Below are 19,766 nucleotides of genomic sequence, written 5' to 3'. Positions count from 1 at the left end.
GGATTAAGATATTTTCTCTTCAAGGTTAAAGGCAGAAAGTTGATCTTGTTTACTCAGTGCAACGATAGAGCAAGCAATATCATGAGCACTGTCCATCGATTCCATGATTGGAGAACAATAAAATGGTTTCTTCCAGTTAAAATCACCATTGCAATTGGACGGGTAAACACTTACTTTCCATTGGAAGTATATTTTAGCCTGAGAGAGCTGGACTCCTTCAACTGCAATGAGCCAGTGAGTAGCAGGTGCACCAACCTCAAATGATTTAATTTCGTTAAGTGCTAGTAAATCATTAAAACCAATTGGGATTAAAGCCTTTTGATAAAAATCATGATAATTTGGGGTTTTCATTATTCTAGCCCTCCCTTTTATGTTCTAACTATATTATATGATAGTTTTCAAGATTATTTGAGTAAAAATGTTAAAACTTTTCGAAAATTTAACATTCGTTAAAAAGAGGATGGGCAATGCCCATCCTCTTTCTAACCTTCTTGATTCAACTTTCTGACTAATTCATCACTAGGAAGTAAGAATGCAAGTAAGCCTAGTAATGGCAAGAATCCAATCGAAGATACCATGGCGGACATACTAAATAAATCTGCAATATATCCAAGTCCCACTGAGCCGATAGCCCCCATTCCAAATGCCAGCCCCACGGTTAATCCTGACATAGTTCCAATTTTTCCAGGTACAAGCTCTTGTGCAAAAACGACTGTAACTGAAAAATTGGTCATTAAGATAAAACCTGTGAGCGTAAGAAAGATAAATGCAATAACTGATGGTACGAAGGGAATTAGTATGGAAAAAGGAATGGTCAGTAACATAGAGACAGAGATTAATTTTTTCTTTCCGAACCTGTCAGCTAGCGGGCCGCCAAAAAAGGTGCCAAATGCTCCGGCAATTAAAAAGGCAAATAAAAAAAATTGTGATTCCTTAATTGATAAAGAGTATTCTTCAATTGCAAAGAAAGCGTAAAAATTAGTCATACCCGAAATATACCATGATCGTGCAAAAATGAGCAGAAGAATTAATAATAGTGACTGTTTTACCTTTTTTGAAATACCACTGTTTTTTGTGGACATTGTATTTTTCTTTTTCAATAAAGGAAGGTTTTCAATTAACCTATTTTTATACCAATTAGCGATATAGATTAATAACAAAACTGCGATTGCTGCAACAATGGTAAACCAAGAAGCACCTCTTTGGCCAAGGGGAACAAGGATAAGTGCTGTGATAAGAGGTGCCAGCGCCTGCCCTGTATTCCCGCCTACTTGATAAATAGATTGTGCCAAACCTCTGCGGTTTCCTGCAGCCATATAGGCTACCCTTGATCCTTCGGGATGAAATACTGCGGAGCCAAGACCAATAAATATAACAGAGATCACAATTAAACCAAAGGAAGGAGCAAAAGCTAATCCAAGAACACCGCATAGCGTTAATGAAAGTCCAATGGGCAAAGCAAAAGGCATTGGTTTCTTATCTGTAATGACTCCAACCACTGGCTGCAGTACAGAAGACACCATGTTTAAAGAAAATGCGATAATGCCTAGCTGGGTAAACGATAAACCCATTGATTTTTCTAAAATTGGAAACATGGCTGGGATAACTGCCTGAATGGAGTCGTTGAGTAAATGACAAATCCCGATAATAAAAAGAATATTAAACATGGTCGAATCGGTAGCTTTCGGTGATTTTGCAGACACAGCAGCAGGTTGACTCATCATTACACCTCGTTTTTAAAATATAAATCTTTCAATAAACCTATCTTACATAATTTTTTAGTAAATGAGAACTGGATTGCTTTATCTCCATTTTTTATTATAATAAAGGTGAAAAGTGACATGGTCAAAGTAGGAATAGCTATGGATTGCCGAAATCGTTAAGCTCAATTGTGGGAGCTAAATTGACAGGCTTTGAAAAATTTCTTATAATAATCTTGAAGTCGAGATAAATAGAAAAGTGGGAGCGCCTTGATCTTGTATTCTTTGGCGCTGGGGCTGGAAAATTTCAGATTTAATAAAAAAGGATGATTCGTATGGAAAATGATTCTGTATCACAATCGTTGAAGCTTTTTATTGTTCTATCAAGGGCTTTTAAAGCGATTAATGAGCATGTGAATAAAGTTATTCAAGCAAGTGGATTAAACCCAACAGAATTTGCAGTATTAGAGCTTCTATATCACAAAGGTGATCAGCCTATGCAGCAAATTGGCGGCAAAATATTACTTGCTAGCGGCAGTATCACCTATGTGGTGGATAAGCTGGAACAAAAAGGGCTGTTAGTGAGAATCGCCTGCCCAAACGATAGAAGGGTAACATATGCCCAAATTACGGATAAAGGGAAAGAATTTATTCAAGAAATTTTCCCTGAGCATGCCCAGCAGATCCATTCACTGATGTCTAGTTTGACCGATTCTGAAAAACAGGATGCGATTGAACTATTAAAAAAACTGGGGTTGCCTGCAGGGAAATTTTAATACGGCATCTGCCGTATTTTTTTAATTAGGCTTTTAAAATATGTTGTTAAAATCTTAAAGCCGATTTTAACGTGCAAACAGAAATTTTGCGCTTTAGATTTTAGTTTGCTGGCTCTTTTCTTATTAAATTTTGCTGTTTTCTCAGAATTTTATCAAAATCATTAAATTTTGTTCCAAAAAATAGCAAAGTTTAAGAAAAGAGCCTTTACATAAAGGAATATTAATGTTTAGTGTTGAAAGAAATAGGTGGAAAAGTTTGATTTTAAGGGGATGTTTTGAATGAGATTTGAAGAGTATACATATACCCGTCCAAACCTTGACGAAGTAAAAGCTAGAATTGAATCAGCACTTCAAAAATTTACAAGTGCACCTTCAGTAGAAGAACAAATCTTGGCAATGAACGAAGTGAATCAGGTAAGAAATGATATTGGAACGATGTTTAATCTGTGCTATATTCGCCATTCTGTTGATACAAACGATGAGTTTTATAAAACCGAACAGGATTATATGGATGAACTGCAGCCTGAAATAGAAGGGCTTGTGACGAAATATTATCAGGCTCTTGTAAATTCTAAATTCCGCAATGAATTGGAGATTAAATTTGGCAAACAATTATTCGCGCTTGCTGAAGGACAATTAAAGACCTTTAAACCTGAAATAGTACCTTTGCTTCAAAGGGAAAATCGATTGTCAACAGAGTATACAAAACTAATTGCTTCAGCAAAGATACCTTTCGAAGGGGAAGAAAGAACACTTGCACAATTAGAGCCCTTTACCCAATCTACAGACAGAGAAACTAGAAAACTGGCATCTGAGGCAAAGTTTGGCTTTTTTGCTGAGCATGAAGCAGAGCTTGACACAATCTATGATGACCTTGTTAAGGTGAGAACTGAAATTGCTCATACGTTAGGCTATAAAAACTTTGTTGAACTAGGTTATTATCGAATGATGAGAACTGACTATAATTCGGAAATGGTGGCAAACTTCCGTCAGCAGGTTAAGGACTTTATTGTTCCAATAGCGACCAAATTAAAAGCACGGCAGCAGGAACGTATTGGGGTTGAACAACTAAAATATTTTGATGAAGGATTTAACTATAAAACAGGTAATGCTGTACCAAAAGGGACCCCTGAATGGATTATTGAAAATGGTCAACAGATGTATGAAGAACTTTCTAAGGAAACAGGAGAGTTTTTCAAATTCATGCAAGATAACCACTTAATGGATCTTGTCGCGAAGAAGGGAAAAGCTGGCGGCGGCTATTGTACCTATATTGAAAACTACAAAGCACCATTTATTTTTTCTAATTTCAATGGAACCTCCGGGGATATTGATGTGCTGACACATGAGGCAGGGCATGCATTCCAGGTTTATTCAAGCAGGAATTTTGAAATCCCTGAATATTATTGGCCAACATATGAGGCGTGTGAGATTCATTCGATGAGTATGGAATTTTTCACTTGGCCATGGATGCAGCTTTTCTTTAAGGAAGATACCGATAAATATAAATTCTCACATTTGAGTGATGCTTTATTATTTCTACCATATGGAGTTTCCGTTGATGAATTCCAGCATTGGGTGTATGAAAATTACGAAGCAACCCCTAAAGAGCGGAAGCAGCAGTGGAGAGAAATAGAGAAAAAGTACTTGCCTCATAAAGAATATGACGGGAATACGTATTTAGAGAATGGCGGATTCTGGCAGCGCCAAGGCCACATCTTCAATTCACCATTCTATTATATTGATTATACGTTAGCTCAAATCTGTGCCTTCCAATTCTGGAAGCGTTCTAGAGAAAACCAAGAAGAGGCATGGGACGATTATGTAAGTCTTTGTAAGCTTGGCGGCAGCATGTCATTTACAAAGCTGGTGAAAGAAGCGAATTTAATTTCTCCTTTTGAGGATGGCTGTGTACAATCTGTTGTTGGTGAAATTGAAGCCTGGTTAAATTCAGTTGAAGATCAGAAGTTATAATCATAAAGAAAAGCGAAGCTAAGCGGCTTCGCTTTTTTCATTCATTATCATACGTTGGCAGTCTCTGTTGTTATTACCTTCAAAACATTGTCTTCTAAGATTGCTGATAATCGATTTGCGTCCGGCTGCTCCAGTATAAAGTCCGCAATCTTATCTTCTAATTGCTCTTGAATCACTCTGCGGAGCGGACGTGCTCCAAAAGCTGGATGATAGCCTAACTCAGCCAGTTTCTCTTTTGCATCTAGGTGAATCGTAAATTCGAGATTTTGTTCTTTTAAGGTTTCTTGTAGATCAATCACCATTAACTCTACAATTTGCATGATATGTTCTTTTTCAAGTGTGTTAAATTCAATAATACTATCAAAACGGTTTAAAAACTCTGGCTTGAAAAAGCTGCCCAAAGAATCTAGGATAGAAGCTTCTTCGATTGCTTCATTTGTCCCGAAGCCAACATGAATGGTTTTGTGTCCTACCCCGGCATTGCTTGTCATAATGATAACAGAATCCTTAAAGCTTACTGTTCTTCCTTGACTGTCTGTAAGACGTCCATCCTCAAGAATCTGTAAAAACATATGCTGCACATCAGGATGCGCTTTTTCAATTTCATCCAATAATATAATGCAATATGGATTTCTGCGGACCTTTTCAGTCAGTTGTCCTGCTTCGTCATGACCAACATATCCTGGTGGTGATCCAATTAATTTTGAAACACTGTGTTTTTCCATATATTCACTCATATCAAGGCGAATCATTGACTCAGTTGAACCAAACAGTTCTTCTGCAAGTGTTTTTGTAAGCTCGGTTTTACCGACCCCAGTTGGACCGACAAATAGGAATGATCCTATCGGACGATTCTTTGGTTTTAAGCCAGCGCGGCTTCGACGTATAGCCTTAGCGACCTTCTCGACAGCTTTCTTCTGACCAATAACTTTTTTAGCTAAGTTCTCTTCTAAGTGCTTAAGTTTATGCTGCTCATCCTCTTGTAATTTACCAACAGGTATACCAGTCTTTTGTTCAATAATCTCTTGAATATGTGAAATATCTACAACGGGTCTGTTGGTTTCTGAAGATTCATTTAAGGATTTTTCAAGCTCAGTTTCTTCATCCCGAAGTGCTGCTGCAAGCTCATAATTTTCGGCTTTAAGTGCACTGTCTTTTTGAATTGTGATTTCCTTTAAACGGTTCTTCACCTGTTCGACGCTATTTCCATCTGAAGTAAGATTTAATTTAGATCCAGCCTCGTCTAGTAAGTCAATCGCCTTATCAGGTAAGAATCGATCCTGGATATAGCGGTGTGACAACTGTACACATGCTTTAATCGCAGCTTCAGAATAGGTTACTTCATGATAATCCTCATATTTATTCTTAATTCCTGTTAGGATTTCAATGGCCTCTTCAGGTGTAGGTTCTGCTACTTGAACAGGCTGGAATCGACGTTCTAGTGCCGAATCTTTTTCGATTTGACGGTACTCTTTCAGAGTTGTTGCACCGACAAGTTGAAGTTCACCGCGTGCAAGTGCTGGTTTTAATATATTTCCTGCATCCATAGAACCTTCAGCAGAACCTGCTCCAACTAGGAGATGTATTTCGTCAATGAAAAGAATGATATTTTTACGATCTTGTAATTCTGCTATCAGCTGCTTCATTCTTTCTTCAAACTGCCCGCGTATACCTGTGTTCGCGACCAAGGAAGCAACATCTAGTAAATAAACTTCTTTATTTCTTAATTTACCAGGTACCTTTCCTTCAACAATTTTCATCGCTAGGCCTTCAGCGATAGCGGTTTTCCCGACACCTGGTTCACCAATTAAGACCGGATTGTTTTTATTACGACGATTTAATATTTCAACGACTCTTTTAACCTCTTCATTACGGCCAATCACAGGATCAATGAGACCAGCTTTGGCCAATTGAGTTAAATTTCGTCCAAATTGATCAATAAAACCTCCCATTCCATTCAGACCATTTTGTGGAGAGGGTGCCTGGCCATTAAAATGGTTATTTTCAGTGCCCTTCATATTAAAAAATAAATCATTAAATGGAAAACCAGAAAAGGAGTTCATCTTTGGATCCATTCCTGAATGAATAGTGTTTTTATTGTTTGTATAACATTTATGGCACAGCTTCATATTGCTGTGTTGTCCATTAATATTTAAATTTAGTTGAACATTAGCCTGGTTTTCTTTACACAATTGACACAGCATCATATAAAACCTCCTAATTATATTTATTTGACTTTGACTATATTTGACCTTATGAACATAGTATACTTTGACCTTCTTTGACTTTCAAGTCGTATGCCTATGGTAATTTTTTCTGTTGCAAAAAGGCTCGTAATTAAAAAAAGCTCGTCTTTGTTTGTCCCCTTGCTCATATATTGTATTTGAGGGGGAGATGAGTTGAAAAAGAATTGGTCAGCAGCTTTTCAAATCGCCGCAGTTTACGTGGGTACAGTTGTGGGTGCGGGATTTGCTACAGGAAGAGAGATTGTTGAGTTTTTCTCACGATTTGGCTTCATTGGGTTTTTGAGCATATTACTGAGCGGCTATCTCCTTATTGTATTAGGTTCAAAGTTGATGAGAATTGCTGCTCAAATAAATGCAGTATCGTACCAGGAATTTAATGTACACTTGTTTGGGAAATGGGCAGGCAGGGGTATTAATATAATTATGCTATTTATGCTTCTTGGAGTATGTGCCGTTATGCTTGCTGGTGCCGGAGCAGTATTTGAAGAGCAATTAGGACTATCGAAGAATTTAGGCGTTTTTATCACGATAATTTTATCCTTTTTAGTAATGCTAGTAGGTACAAAGGGTATATTTGCAGTTAATTCATTTGTTGTTCCTATAATGGTTTGTTTTAGTCTAATGCTAATGGTACTTTCCATTAAACAGCAAGATTTTATTCATCACTTATTATTTATTCCTTATGCTGAGGATGGATGGAAAAGTATACTAGCACCATTTTCATATACAGCATTAAATCTTGCGTTAGCACAAGCTGTCTTAGTTCCGATTGCAAATGAAATTAAGGATGATTGGACGATTAAATGGGGAGGAATATTAGGTGGGGCCGCTTTAACACTTATCTTAATATCAAGCCATTTAACCTTAATCATGCTTCCAAATCTAGAGATTTATGAGATACCGATGGCAATTATTATGAAGCAAGTAGCACCTTTTTTTTATTGGATATTTGTCCTAGTGATTTATGGTGAAATTTTCACATCTGTCATTGGAAACGTATTTGGACTTGACCGACAGTTAAAACAATTCGTTACGGTTCCTACTACTATTACCATATCAGCCATTTTCATCGTTTCTTATATCATAAGCCTAGTTAACTATAGTAAACTATTGTCTAATCTGTATCCATTGTTTGGCTATATTAGTCTTATCTTTTTCGTCCTCTTATGGATGAAGCCATTAAATAATAAAAAAACACCATAAATAGAAAAAGCATCGTCCAATTTATAGACTGATGCTTTTTCTATTTTAATGGCAGTATAATAAAAATCATGATGTCAAAAACAATATGTGAAACAATCACCAGGGGCATACTTTTTTTCCACAAATATAGTGCACCCCACATAAGGCCGGAAAGGAATGCTGCCAGCATTAAAGTAAAGGTTCCTGAATAAATATGGACTGAGGCATAGAGAAGGGCCCCAAAAACAATACTTACAAATGGACGAAAAAAACGCAGGAGTCTCTTCTGAACGAATCCTCGCCAAAAAAGTTCTTCACCAGGTGCTGCCACTAAAATGAGTGCAAGATATTGCCAAAATAATGATGGCGCGAACCAACGGTAGAGCTTCTTAATGCTTTTTTCAAATGGCAGATTTAAGAGGTCGAAACCTTGTACACCCAGCCAGAATATAAAATAGAGAAGGATTCCAGAAAAAGCACCTATAGAAATATATACAAAAAATGACGCTTGATCTTCAACATCTTCTTGGAACATCGCAAAAGTGATTAAAACCAGAAGAGAACCTGTAAAGATATACCAGAATATCGCTCTATCGTAGAAAGTAAAATACATAAGAGCATGGGCAAGAACGTACCCAATAATAAGCCTCAAGTCAAAGAAGCGATTCTTCATTTATAAATAAGCTCCTTTCTAACAATAGAACTTATTTTAGCAAAAATGATTTATGAAAGGAAATGTTTACAATCCAATTTTGATCGATTTTTATCATAATTCAAAAGAAAATCGAAAAAAATAGTAATGAGAAAGGAAGGAGGATAATAAATGAGTAAATCCCAAAGTCAGCATGAACGTGAATGGACCGTTCGTAAACAAGACCAAAACCCGCACGGAAAAGTAAAATCATTTAAACAGCTTTCAAAAGAAGCTGGTAAAGGAAGATAAATTTTAAATAGGAATAATAAGAAAAGGCAGCAAATCGCTGCCTTTTCTATGAAGCTATTAATTTAATAAGCGCTTTCTTTTACAATTTTATAATTTTTATGGTTAACTACAGTCCGCTGATCCAATTCCAAATCTCGATAATTATCCATTAAAGTTAGATCGACAATTACAGAATTTTCATTTACCTTTTCCACTATCCCTTTTAGCCCGCCGCGGAATTCGATGATATTCCCTACTTCAGCTTTTCTCAATTATCCCTCTCTCCTTTACTTGACAAACTATATATATTCATTTATCTAACAGTTTGCACTACTTTTTATGATTCGTAAAGGATTTTATTTGACAATTTTGTTAATTTCTTAAAAATTTAAAAGAAAAATGGAATCGGTTACAAAAGAGTTCAATGTTTGACTACGATATAGGTTATTATAAAATATGAATAAGGTGGTGCAGAAGTATGAATGATCAATTTGTTATAGATGTTTTAGAAAAATTAAAATCTGGCGAGCTAACAGAGTTTTATGTAAAAAAGGAAGATTTTATGATATTTCGTGAAGTCCTGGTCAAAAGAGAGGACTTTAAACATTTTCGGGGTATTGGTCAACGTGGCGGGGATGTACTGTATCAATACCTAGAAGAACCTAGAAGCTAAATTTGATCATATAAAAAGTGGTTTCAAATGGTGGATCCTATTAAAATGCCAAATGTCAATTTTTTAATGGTTATTGGTTGTCTGTAAAGAATGGAAATGTTATCCTAGCAATTGTATGATTTCAATAATAAAATGAGGCTCTAGCTTACATACTTCCTATCCTTTTGGAGAAAATATAACAATTAGTTCAGTAGTATTGACCTGACTAGATCTGTTATTTATGTAATTAGCCAGCACCATTTTATATTTTTTTACTATATGAGAAGGAGTTTGATTTAACATGGCAGAAAAACAATTTAAAGTAACAGCTGATACTGGAATTCACGCTAGACCCGCAACTTTACTCGTACAAACGGCAAGCAGATTTGATTCTGAAATCAATTTAGAATATAAAGGAAAAAAAGTTAACTTAAAATCAATTATGGGCGTTATGTCATTAGGTATTGGAAAAGGTGCAGATATTTCAATCACTGCGGATGGAAGTGACAGTGAAGAAGCTCTTAGAAGTCTAGAAGAATTATTGAACAAAGAAGGATTGGCTGAGTAATGACATTACTACAGGGGATTGCTGCTTCAAATGGCATTGCCATAGCAAAGGCATATCGGTTAGTTGAACCAGATTTATCCTTTAAGAAACACTCAGTAGAAGACATAACATCTGAGGTAAATCGTTATAAGGCAGCAATTGAGAAAACTAAAGTAGAATTGGAAGCCATTCGGGATCGTGCCCAAATCGAGTTAGGTGCAGATAAAGCTGCTATCTTTGAAGCACATTTACTGGTTCTGACTGACCCAGAATTAAACGGTCCGATTGAAGATAAGATTAAGTCCGAAAATGTGAATGCAGAAGCTGCATTAAAGGAAACTGCAGACATGTTTGTAATGATGTTCGAGCAAATGGAAAATGAGTATATGAAAGAGCGTGCAGCAGATATTCGAGATGTTACAAAACGGGTACTCTCACATTTACTAGGTGTTCATTTAGTAAATCCAAGTATGATTGCTGAAGAAGTAATTATTGTGGCAGAGGATTTAACTCCTTCTGACACAGCCCAATTAAACCGTCAATACGTTTTAGGTTTTACGACTGACATTGGTGGACGTACTTCCCATTCTGCTATCATGGCTCGATCTATGGAAATTCCCGCGGTAGTAGGTACAAAAACGGCAACAGAAGAAATTAAAAATGGTGATTTAGTTATTGTCGATGGTCTAAAAGGTGAAGTACATATTAACCCTGCTCCTGAACTAGTGGAGGAATACCGTACCATCCATCAACAATATGAAGCTCAAAAGATGGAATGGGCAAAGCTAGTGAATGAAAAAACGATATCTGCAGACGGCCATCAAGTTGAATTGGCAGCTAATATTGGTACACCCAATGATTTAAAGGGAGTAGTGGAAAACGGCGGTGAAGGCGTAGGTCTATACCGAACTGAATTTCTTTATATGGGAAGAGATCAGCTTCCTACCGAGGAAGAACAATTTGAAGCTTACAAAGCGGTATTAGAAGGTATGAAGGGGAAGCCGGTTGTTGTTCGTACATTAGACATCGGCGGTGATAAAGAGCTTCCGTATCTTCAATTACCAAAAGAACTTAATCCATTTTTAGGTTTCCGAGCAATTCGTTTATGTTTAGAAGAACAGGATATTTTCCGTACCCAGCTTAAGGCGCTTCTAAGAGCAAGCAGTTACGGAAATCTAAAGATTATGTTTCCAATGATTGCAACATTGGATGAATTCCGTGAAGCAAAGAGTATTCTTGATGATGAAAAACAAAAACTTATTGCCTCCGGGCAAAAGGTCTCAGATAATATTGAACTGGGAATAATGGTCGAAATCCCATCAACAGCAGTTCTAGCTGACCAATTTGCAAAAGAAGTTGATTTCTTTAGTATTGGCACAAATGATTTAATTCAATATACTATGGCTGCAGATCGGATGAATCAGCGTGTTTCCTATCTGTACCAGCCGTATAGCCCATCGATTCTTCGATTGGTGAAGATGGTTATTGATGCTGCACATGCTGAAGGAAAATGGGCAGGTATGTGTGGTGAAATGGCTGGAGACGAAACGGCGATTCCTCTTCTTCTTGGTCTTGGATTAGACGAATTTTCAATGAGCGCAACATCGATTTTAAAAGCACGTTCCCAAATTAAGAAGTTGAGCAAAGCCGAAATGGAGAACCTAGCCAAGCAAGTTTTAAATATGCAAACAACTGATCAAGTAATTGAAGCCGTGAACGCTGCTACAAAATAAGATTATTTAGAGAGACAGGACAATCTGTCTCTTTTTTATAGGAAATTTTTAGTATAATAGTAATAGACAGATTAAAGGGGGATGTAAGGATGGATTTGAATCTTAGCGGGAAAACAGCACTTGTAATAGCTTCGAGCCAAGGTTTGGGATTTGCTATTGCTCAAACGTTGGTAAAAGAAGGAACCAATGTAATGATTTCAGGACGTGATGAGGAAAAACTCAATAAGAAGGCGGCTGAACTTGAATCAATTGGCAAAGGAAAGGTTGCTTTCCAAAGAACAGATATAACAAATACGGAAGATATTAAACGTCTCGTAGCAAACACCATCGAAGTATTTGGAAATCTCCATTTACTTGTCAATAATGCAGGCGGCCCGCCAGCAGGGACTTTTGAAGACTTGACAGATGATGATTGGCAGAACTCATTTGAACTAAATTTATTATCCTATGTGCGTATTATTCGTGAGGCATTACCTTTTTTAAAACAGCAAGGAGGAAAAATTCTTAATATCGCTTCTTCTTCGATTAAAGAGCCTATACCAGGGTTAATCCTTTCCAATACCTTTCGTACAGGAATTGTTGGTCTCTCCAAGACATTAGCTTCTGAATTAGCTCAGTATAATATCCTAATTAATACAATTGCACCTGGACGAATTGCAACAGATCGTGTTAAGCATTTAGATCAAATAAATGCAGATAAACAGGGGATCGATCTCGAAACAGTTGAATTGACCATGAAAGCAGGCATTCCTCTTAAGAGATATGGAACTCCGGAAGAATTTGCGAATGTTGCAGCCTTCCTCCTTTCTGATGCCAATACTTATATGACCGGAAGTTCGTTTTTAGTTGATGGGGGCATGATTAAAGCGATTTAACCTCTCTGTTATTCTTCACTGATCGACCTCATTTTACGTTTATTACCAATAATTTATGGTTAAGGTAAAAACATAAAGGAGTGTTTAAAGATGCGGAGAAGTATAAAAATGGTGTTTTTGTTGATCAGTATTCTAGTAATAGGAACCACGATTGCAGGATGCGGGCTTCCACTTTCTAAAGAATTAATTGTAAACCGTTACGCGGATGCCTTATTAACAAAAAACAATGAACTTCAATTTCGATTTAGGATTAATAATGAAATTTTAGATAGACAAGAATTATATAAAGTCAAAGTAACGATTCACGATGATCAATTAGCTGCGGCAATAGGTAAACGTGAAATCATCTATGGTGAGGATCAGGTTTTAAATGGAGAATATTTAGAAGTAAAGGGAAAAAGTGAAAAATATATTTTCATGGATCCGCTTCCTTTAAAAGAGGACTTACACATTCATGAATTGCAGCAAATGATTGAAAAAAATAATGCAGTTTCAATCGAAATATACAATAATCAAGAAGTTTTTGGCCGTGTTTTCTTAACAAATTTTTCGTCAGAGCTTTAGAATATAGTTTATTACGATTTTATCTAGGAGAAACTATATTTGTGCATAAATTTGGAGATTGAGCACGAGAACCGGAAAGTACTTAGTTCCGGTTTTTTTACGTTATCAATTATATAATTAAGACGAGAAAATAAAAGAGTGGGGGATTGATGCATTTGTTTATAACAGAAAATACAGTGGTTGGATTTATTGGTACCGGTGTTATGGGAAAAAGTATGGCAGGACATTTATTATCAGCTGGTTTTCAACTAATCGTATATTCAAGGACCAAGGAAAAAGCAGGAGAGCTAGTAGAAAAAGGCGCTGTTTGGGTGGATACACCAAAGGAAATGGCTCAAAAAGCTGATGTTATCTTTACTATGGTTGGCTATCCAACTGATGTAGAGGAGATTTATTTAGGAGAAAATGGACTTGTAAAGAATGGTAAGGCAGGAAACTTTTTGATCGATATGACGACCTCAGCACCATCTCTCGCGCTGAAAATATATAAAGCTGCTAAGGAAAAAGGCATTCATACGATTGATGCCCCTGTTTCTGGAGGTGATGTAGGTGCAAAGGAAGCGAAGCTGTCGATCATGGTTGGTGGACAGGAAGAAGATTTTGAAGCAATAAAGCCATTACTAAACCTGCTCGGAACTAATATCGTATATCAAGGAACAGCCGGCGCAGGACAGCACACAAAAATGTGCAATCAAATTGCGATTGCCTCAAACATGATAGGTGTCTGTGAGGCCATCATTTATGCTGAAAAGGCAGGGTTAAACCCTGAAGCTGTATTAAAAAGTATTACAACCGGAGCTGCCGGAAGCTGGTCCTTAAGTAACCTCGCTCCACGTATGCTAAACGGAAATTTTGAACCAGGATTTTACATAAAACACTTTATTAAGGATATGAAAATTGCTTTAGATGAAGCCCAGCAAATGGAAATGAAGGTTCCAGGTCTAGCACTGGCAAAATCACTTTATAGCCAACTCGCCGAAATGGGCGAAGAAAATAGTGGAACCCAGGCTCTTTATAAATATTGGAAGTCTTAATACCACTCGTATAAATTCCTCCAGCTATCAAAAACTAGGATAGAAGTAAAATTAGGAGGAATCTTGATGGCTAAACGAACAAAAAAGAATGACCCGCAGCAAAAAAATAAAAAGGGATTTGACTCTGCAGTCTTAAATGAAGAATTTGCTCATGAGATGGGCTCTGCAGCAACTAATAAAATCCATAAGGATAAAGCAAAAAAAGAAAAAGCATCTAAAAATAACGGCCAATATAAAGGATAATAAAGATGAAAAACCCTCACTTTAGGAGTGAGGGTTTTTATTTTTTAGGTATTGTTCCATTCGGTCTAACCCTTTTTCTAAAGTTTCTAGTGAACAGGCAAAGGATAGTCGAAAGTAACCTTCACCATATTCTGAGAAGGCACTCCCAGGAACCACAGCTACCTTTGCTTGATGAACCATTTCAAGTGCAAAGTCAAAACTATTTAATGGATTTGAAACTGGTACTTTTACAAAGAAATAAAAGGCCCCATCTGGTTTGACTACATTTAGACCCATCGCGGTTAAACGGTTATAAACATAGTCACGTCTTTTGCTATATTCCTTCTTCATTGGAAGTGCATCATCAATTCCTTCTGTTAAGGCAGCTAAAGCTGCTTTCTGAGCAATTGAGTTTGCACAGGATACATTGTATTGATGAACCTTTAACACGTGCTTGGTGATGTATTCAGGTGCAAATAAGAAGCCAATACGCCAGCCAGTCATCGCATGAGATTTTGATAAACCATTAATGACAATCGTTTTTTCTTTTAGAAAAGAAGCAATTGAAGTATGGGGCTGATCATAGACTAACTCGCTGTAAATTTCATCAGCAAGTACAAAAATATCTCGGTCCCGCAGATAATCTGCAATTTCCTTTAACTCGACATCTGTTAGACTTACCCCGGTTGGATTAGAAGGATAAGGGAGCACAATACAGCGAGTTTTATCGGTAATATAAGTTTTTATCATTTCTAAATTAAATCGGAATTGATTATTCCTTATATCGACATGAATCGGAACTGCGCCACACATAGTAATGATAGGTTCATATCCAGGATAAATTGGTCCAGGCAGGATAACCTCTGAGCCTTCCGTAAGGATCGTTCTAAAGGCAATATCAATTGCTTCACTTGCCCCCATTGTTACGATTACTTCAGACTCTGGTTGATAGGTAAGGTCATATTTCTTGGCAACGAAATTACAAGCAGCCATTCGAAGCTCGATGATACCAGCGTTATGAGTATAAGAAGTGAAATTTTCCTCTATAGCAAGGAGTCCAGCCTTCTTAACATGTTCGGGTGTTTGGAAATCTGGCTGTCCAATCGTTAATGAAATAACATCGTCAATGTGTGAAACCATATTATAAAATTTCCTTATCCCTGATACCTCTATATTTTGAACCTTGTTATTAATTAAATGCTCCACCCTTTGTTCATCCTTCCGTTGCTTTCATGAATACTCTGATTTATAGAATAATTATTAATTAATGGCAAGCATGCCTAGAAACAAAGTAAAAAAACAGCGTGGTCTATGTCTAGTGAAAGAGTTTAAAATTATTTTCGCAAAACTGTAGCAAAAATCTTACAAAGATATACGTAAAAGAAGCCGGATAACCTGGTTTCTTTACGTATATCTTTCTCCTAGCTTTTTAAAAATTGGTTTTTGATATGGTCGGTTTTTCCGTGGATTGGAGGGCGGTGGTTCCACTTCTGTTATCCCGGTGTATGTTTGTAATATGGTTTTTGCTTGGGTAAGCGAAAGCGAGGTTCTGGGATTTCTAACACTGCCGTCCAATTTCCCTAAATGGGGAAGCTCTGTAAAATCTGTCTTTGAAGGTGGTATATGAAAAGTATAAAGACCACATTCGACGAGAACATCAGATTGCTGTTTACTATTGCGAGGATTTTCAGAAAAATGAAGTCCTATTTTCTTTGCTTTTCCATCTTCTATTAGTTTCTTTAATGTTTCATGCTTTAATTTGTATAAGAATTTGGGGTTTGGAGCGGTCTTAGCATGGCGATTAACAATAAAGAGAGCTTGTGAGAGGTGATCAATGGTTAGCATTTCTTTTGTATAGGGGTGTTTTCTAACATAAGTCAAAATATGTTCTCCTTCCTAGCTTACGTTTCGTAAAGCCAAGTTTGATATTAGGTCATTCTTTTATTATTATTTAATTGTAAAACAGAAATTCAAGAATGTAAAAACATTATTGTGGAAAAAAAAGACTTATATCCACCAAATTAAAAAATCCCTATCCAACATGGTAAAGGGATAATTTTTAATCTGTTTTTGCTGAGACCAATGTAAATACAGTTATTTCGGGCTTTGCCATGAAACGAAAAGGAAGCCGGGTAGTTCCAATTCCTCGATTTACATACAAGGATAAAGGATTACTGGTACCAATTGAATAAAAACCTTCGGGATAATTTTTTGCAAAAGGGGGAATAACGAGTGCACCGATAAAAGGTATTTTTACCTGACCCCCATGACTGTGACCGCTTAACTGCCAATGGATTTGATAAGCGGAGGCTTCATCTGCAATATCCGGTGCATGAGATAATAAAAGTTTAAACGAATCCTCTGTTACCTGCTTCATAGCTAGTGACAAATCAGGTTTCCCCAACATCTGATCATCTATACCTAGCAGTGAAATGAAGCTTCCATCATTTTGTTTGATCCTAAGGGATTCATTTAGTAAAACAGTAAAGTTCGATAGTTCCATTAGATTTTTATAGATTTCAGAACCATAACCACCGTGGTCATGATTTCCGTAAATACAATATTTCCCCATATTCGCCTTTAGCTGCTGTAAAATAGGAGCTACTTTATTAATTTCCTTATATTTATTAGGCTCGTCCAATAAGTCGCCAGTAAAAATAATTATGTCAGGCTGTAAATGATTAATTTTTTTAACCAAATTTTTTAGTTGGTTCAAATTATAATGAAAACCTAAATGAGTATCGCTAAATTGGACAATTTTAATCCCATTAAAACTATTGGGTATTAAAGAATGTTTAATCTCCAATTTATTTATTTCAAGAAGTGAAGGTTCGATTCGTTTTGCATAAAAGTAACCGCCTGAACCAAGACCGAGAACGGTGAGAAATGTGCCAAATATGCGTTTCAGGAAGGTTCTCCTTTTCAATTTTTGGGGCATAATGAATTACCAACCTATCTCCATTGTTTTCTCTTTATTAAAAACGAGTCAACTTGTATTTTCTTTAATAATGGTCAATTTTGCAAGTAATATGTCGGAAAATCCTGCAGCAAAAAAGATCTACATTAGTTCATATTCAAAAATGTCAAAAAAATTCATAAAAGCAGCCTTTTGGCTGCTTCCTAATTTTTATGTGTCTAGCTCCAGCGCCTAGGGGCTCGGTGTCATTAGCTTTTCTATCGATAACTAATTGCACGGCTTTGCAATGCTTTCCAGGATTCAATAAATTGATCTATTCCTACTCTTACTTGTTTTTTTCCAGACAGAGGGTCATTTAAATATACATAGTTTGCATTATACCCTACAAGTACAACAGCATGCAGGTCAAGTGGTGTTTTTATTACTTGTTGCCCATGATTCCATTGCTCCCAACGATCTGGTAAGCGATAATCTCCTGTAGTCCAAACCACTACGGGATAACCAGCAGAAACATGGTCCAGTACTTTTTCAAATGGCTGATTTGTTAAATTTACAGCACTGCCTGGCAGCTTTTGGTTGACGAGAGCTTCCATCGGTTTATCAAAGACCGCATAACCCGCCTGTTTACCCGTCATCTCTCCAACGAACCCATCATCTGGGTTTCCCCAACTTATTATATCCCCGTTTGGAGCTCTAGTGATGGGGTCAGGATCTTTTTTAATCGAGCGATATAGCTCCATTTTGTCAGTTTTCACACCTGCATGATTTAATACCATCGACAGGCTTGTTACTTCGCATCCATATCTTAACTCGGGCAGCTGATTAATTAATACAACATCCAGCAACACAGATTCCTTTTTGGCTGGCTTTTGGTTCACTTCTGTAGTGGAGCTGGATGGGTTTGCGGTTTTCTTAATAGCAGGACTCGGTACTTGCTCGTATATTTGTGTATAGTTCTGTTTATCAGCATGCGGTGTAACACTCTCATCCGTATTGTTCCATCCAAACAGTGGAAGAATGGAAACCAATAGGTAAAGTTTTTTCAAACGGAATCCCTCCATTTCAAATGGACTTGGTATTTATCCTTTGAATGTTTGAATAGGTCTATAATGGTATCATTTTGGAAAAGAACAAGTTATCCGAGTTAAGCGTATTGTATATAAGGGTATGGTATAATGAGGAAAATCTTTTGCTGGAGGGTACTTGAATGGATGCATTGGATATCCTAACGGATCTTGAAAATGTCATTCCTTATTTTCAACCAATTTTTAGTGCAGATGAGCAGCGTGTCATTGGGTATGAGGTTTTAGGCAGATATCAGTCAGAAGGTAACATCGTCAGCTTAGGCAATTTTTTTCTTGATGATCAAATTCCAGAGGAATATAAGTATGAGGTTGATCTTTTGCTCGTTCAAAAGGCTTTAGAACTTGTATTAAAGCTTGAAGATGATATTAGTATCTTTTTGAATCGAGATGCCGATTTACTCATGTACGGGCATGGAGAGCCATTTTTACAAGAACTTTTGGCTTTTGAAAAAAGAGGATTGAATTTAAAGAGGATTGTCCTAGAAATTTCTGAAGGAAATTATAAAGGTGATTTTGGTCAATTGGATCACTTATTACAATACTACCGGACATATGGTATAAAAATTGCCATTGCAAGTATTGATAGTGATACCAATTATTTTGAACGAATTGGTCAGCTTAATCCTGAAATTATAAAAATTAATTTACAGCCATTAAAATCAAATGCAGCGGCTGCAAGCTTTACGGATTTATTATTTTCTCTGTCATTATTAGCAAGAAAGGTTGGAGCGACATTACTTTTTGAAAATATAGAAATGAGTTATCAGCTTCAATTCGCTTGGAAAAATGGAGGGAGATATTACCAGGGGTACTATCTCCACCCTCCTGCAGAGATGTTTATCGAGCGTGACATACTTAAAGAGCGTCTTAAGGGAAAATTCCATGAATTTATCACGTATGAGAAAAAGAAGCTCGAAGCACTTTATTCGGCAGCAGAATATTTTCAAGATAAGATTCAAGATATTTTAGTGAGGAATAAAAAGGCAAAGTATGAAGAGTTAATATCTTTGATTGTAAAAGAAATGGATCAAATTGCATTCCGGATGTATGTTTGTGATGAGGATGGCTTTCAAATATCCTCAAATATTTTTAAAGGGGAAAGCGGCTGGTACTCCCAACAGGAATATATTCAAAAGAATTGGAGCTGGCGTCCATACTTTTTAGAAAATATTATTAAAATGAGAAATGATCGTAAAGGAATATTGTCTGATCTATATAGCGATATTGAAACAGGGGAGACGATTCGGACATTCTCCATTCCTATAAGTGGAAATGACTATTTGTTTATCGACATCTCGTATCAATATTTATTTGACAATGATCAATTGTTATAACGA

21 protein-coding genes are annotated in these 19,766 nt (G+C 36.6%); 12 read left to right on the top strand and 9 right to left on the bottom strand.

Annotated elements, in window-relative coordinates; all coding sequences use genetic code 11:
• Positions 1-3 precede the first annotated feature (3 nt).
• Both V7108_RS05720 and V7108_RS05715 read right to left on the bottom strand, forming a co-directional pair.
• Positions 4-351: a hypothetical protein gene (locus V7108_RS05720; protein WP_335516758.1), complete on the bottom strand. Its 348-nt coding sequence runs from the start codon at positions 349-351 to the stop codon at positions 4-6.
• 131 nt (positions 352-482) lie between these two features.
• Entirely contained in the window at positions 483-1,721 is a 1,239-nt protein-coding gene (locus tag V7108_RS05715) for an MFS transporter (protein ID WP_335567524.1), read from the bottom strand.
• Positions 1,722-2,035: 314 nt separating this feature from the next.
• Here V7108_RS05715 and V7108_RS05710 point away from each other — a divergent pair, with 314 nt between their 5' ends.
• Complete coding sequence (locus V7108_RS05710) at positions 2,036-2,476, top strand: MarR family winged helix-turn-helix transcriptional regulator (RefSeq protein WP_335519946.1); 441 nt, start codon at positions 2,036-2,038, stop codon at positions 2,474-2,476.
• A 279-nt stretch (positions 2,477-2,755) separates the two neighbouring features.
• The gene (locus V7108_RS05705; protein ID WP_335515864.1) at positions 2,756-4,450 is read left to right on the top strand and encodes a M3 family oligoendopeptidase; all 1,695 of its coding nucleotides are present in this window, start codon (positions 2,756-2,758) and stop codon (positions 4,448-4,450) included.
• Between the two features lie 47 nt (positions 4,451-4,497).
• Here the strand turns inward: V7108_RS05705 and V7108_RS05700 are convergent, their stop codons facing one another.
• Positions 4,498-6,654: an ATP-dependent Clp protease ATP-binding subunit gene (locus V7108_RS05700; RefSeq protein ID WP_335567523.1), complete on the bottom strand. Its 2,157-nt coding sequence runs from the start codon at positions 6,652-6,654 to the stop codon at positions 4,498-4,500.
• 195 nt (positions 6,655-6,849) lie between these two features.
• Here V7108_RS05700 and V7108_RS05695 point away from each other — a divergent pair, with 195 nt between their 5' ends.
• Positions 6,850-7,899 (top strand): YkvI family membrane protein, encoded by a 1,050-nt coding sequence (locus V7108_RS05695; RefSeq protein ID WP_335567522.1) that lies wholly within the window; start codon positions 6,850-6,852, stop codon positions 7,897-7,899.
• Positions 7,900-7,939: 40 nt separating this feature from the next.
• Here V7108_RS05695 and V7108_RS05690 read toward each other — a convergent pair whose 3' ends face one another.
• A complete protein-coding gene (locus V7108_RS05690) occupies positions 7,940-8,551 on the bottom strand; it encodes a CPBP family intramembrane glutamic endopeptidase (protein ID WP_335515871.1) in 612 nt (203 codons plus the stop codon).
• A 150-nt stretch (positions 8,552-8,701) separates the two neighbouring features.
• Between V7108_RS05690 and V7108_RS05685 the strand changes: the two genes are divergently transcribed.
• The gene (locus V7108_RS05685; protein ID WP_310192387.1) at positions 8,702-8,821 is read left to right on the top strand and encodes a DUF6254 family protein; all 120 of its coding nucleotides are present in this window, start codon (positions 8,702-8,704) and stop codon (positions 8,819-8,821) included.
• 62 nt (positions 8,822-8,883) lie between these two features.
• Here V7108_RS05685 and V7108_RS05680 read toward each other — a convergent pair whose 3' ends face one another.
• Positions 8,884-9,072: a YkvS family protein gene (locus V7108_RS05680; protein WP_335515877.1), complete on the bottom strand. Its 189-nt coding sequence runs from the start codon at positions 9,070-9,072 to the stop codon at positions 8,884-8,886.
• A 206-nt stretch (positions 9,073-9,278) separates the two neighbouring features.
• Here V7108_RS05680 and V7108_RS05675 point away from each other — a divergent pair, with 206 nt between their 5' ends.
• The 7 genes from V7108_RS05675 (at position 9,279) to V7108_RS05645 (ending at position 14,448) form a co-directional block, all read left to right on the top strand.
• Positions 9,279-9,473 (top strand): hypothetical protein, encoded by a 195-nt coding sequence (locus V7108_RS05675; protein WP_335518834.1) that lies wholly within the window; start codon positions 9,279-9,281, stop codon positions 9,471-9,473.
• 280 nt (positions 9,474-9,753) lie between these two features.
• The gene (locus V7108_RS05670; protein WP_335567521.1) at positions 9,754-10,020 is read left to right on the top strand and encodes a phosphocarrier protein HPr; all 267 of its coding nucleotides are present in this window, start codon (positions 9,754-9,756) and stop codon (positions 10,018-10,020) included.
• Positions 10,020-11,732, top strand: coding sequence for a phosphoenolpyruvate--protein phosphotransferase (gene ptsP, locus V7108_RS05665; protein WP_335567520.1), 1,713 nt, complete (start codon positions 10,020-10,022; stop codon positions 11,730-11,732). The genes V7108_RS05670 and ptsP overlap by 1 nt, the downstream gene beginning before the upstream one ends.
• 89 nt (positions 11,733-11,821) lie before the next feature.
• Positions 11,822-12,607, top strand: a complete 786-nt coding sequence (locus V7108_RS05660; RefSeq protein ID WP_335518838.1) for an SDR family oxidoreductase — start codon at positions 11,822-11,824, stop codon at positions 12,605-12,607.
• Positions 12,608-12,697: 90 nt separating this feature from the next.
• Positions 12,698-13,171 carry a hypothetical protein gene (locus V7108_RS05655; protein WP_335518840.1) on the top strand — a complete coding sequence of 158 codons (474 nt, stop codon included), beginning with the start codon at positions 12,698-12,700 and terminating at the stop codon, positions 13,169-13,171.
• A 155-nt stretch (positions 13,172-13,326) separates the two neighbouring features.
• Positions 13,327-14,205: an NAD(P)-dependent oxidoreductase gene (locus tag V7108_RS05650; RefSeq protein WP_335518842.1), complete on the top strand. Its 879-nt coding sequence runs from the start codon at positions 13,327-13,329 to the stop codon at positions 14,203-14,205.
• Between the two features lie 66 nt (positions 14,206-14,271).
• Entirely contained in the window at positions 14,272-14,448 is a 177-nt protein-coding gene (locus V7108_RS05645; protein WP_335518845.1) for a hypothetical protein, read from the top strand.
• Positions 14,449-14,469: 21 nt separating this feature from the next.
• On the opposite strand, the gene V7108_RS05640 is transcribed toward V7108_RS05645, so the two are convergent.
• The 4 genes from V7108_RS05640 to V7108_RS05625 form a co-directional block, all read right to left on the bottom strand.
• Positions 14,470-15,633 (bottom strand): aminotransferase A, encoded by a 1,164-nt coding sequence (locus tag V7108_RS05640; protein WP_335567519.1) that lies wholly within the window; start codon positions 15,631-15,633, stop codon positions 14,470-14,472.
• Between the two features lie 198 nt (positions 15,634-15,831).
• Positions 15,832-16,272 (bottom strand): YkyB family protein, encoded by a 441-nt coding sequence (locus V7108_RS05635; RefSeq protein WP_335567579.1) that lies wholly within the window; start codon positions 16,270-16,272, stop codon positions 15,832-15,834.
• A gap of 214 nt (positions 16,273-16,486) precedes the next feature.
• Complete coding sequence (locus V7108_RS05630) at positions 16,487-17,365, bottom strand: metallophosphoesterase (RefSeq protein ID WP_335567518.1); 879 nt, start codon at positions 17,363-17,365, stop codon at positions 16,487-16,489.
• 236 nt (positions 17,366-17,601) lie between these two features.
• On the bottom strand, positions 17,602-18,390 hold the full coding sequence (locus V7108_RS05625; protein WP_335567517.1) for a C39 family peptidase: 789 nt from the start codon (positions 18,388-18,390) through the stop codon (positions 17,602-17,604).
• A gap of 161 nt (positions 18,391-18,551) precedes the next feature.
• On the opposite strand from V7108_RS05625, the gene V7108_RS05620 reads away from it, so the two are divergent.
• The gene (locus tag V7108_RS05620; protein WP_335518855.1) at positions 18,552-19,763 is read left to right on the top strand and encodes an EAL domain-containing protein; all 1,212 of its coding nucleotides are present in this window, start codon (positions 18,552-18,554) and stop codon (positions 19,761-19,763) included.
• Positions 19,764-19,766: the final 3 nt, after the last annotated feature.

Source organism: Neobacillus vireti (assembly GCF_036962345.1).
GTDB lineage: Bacteria > Bacillota > Bacilli > Bacillales > Cytobacillaceae > Neobacillus > Neobacillus vireti_A.
Note: the sequence above shows the minus strand (reverse complement) of the source record. Positions and strands in the feature narration are given on the sequence as shown.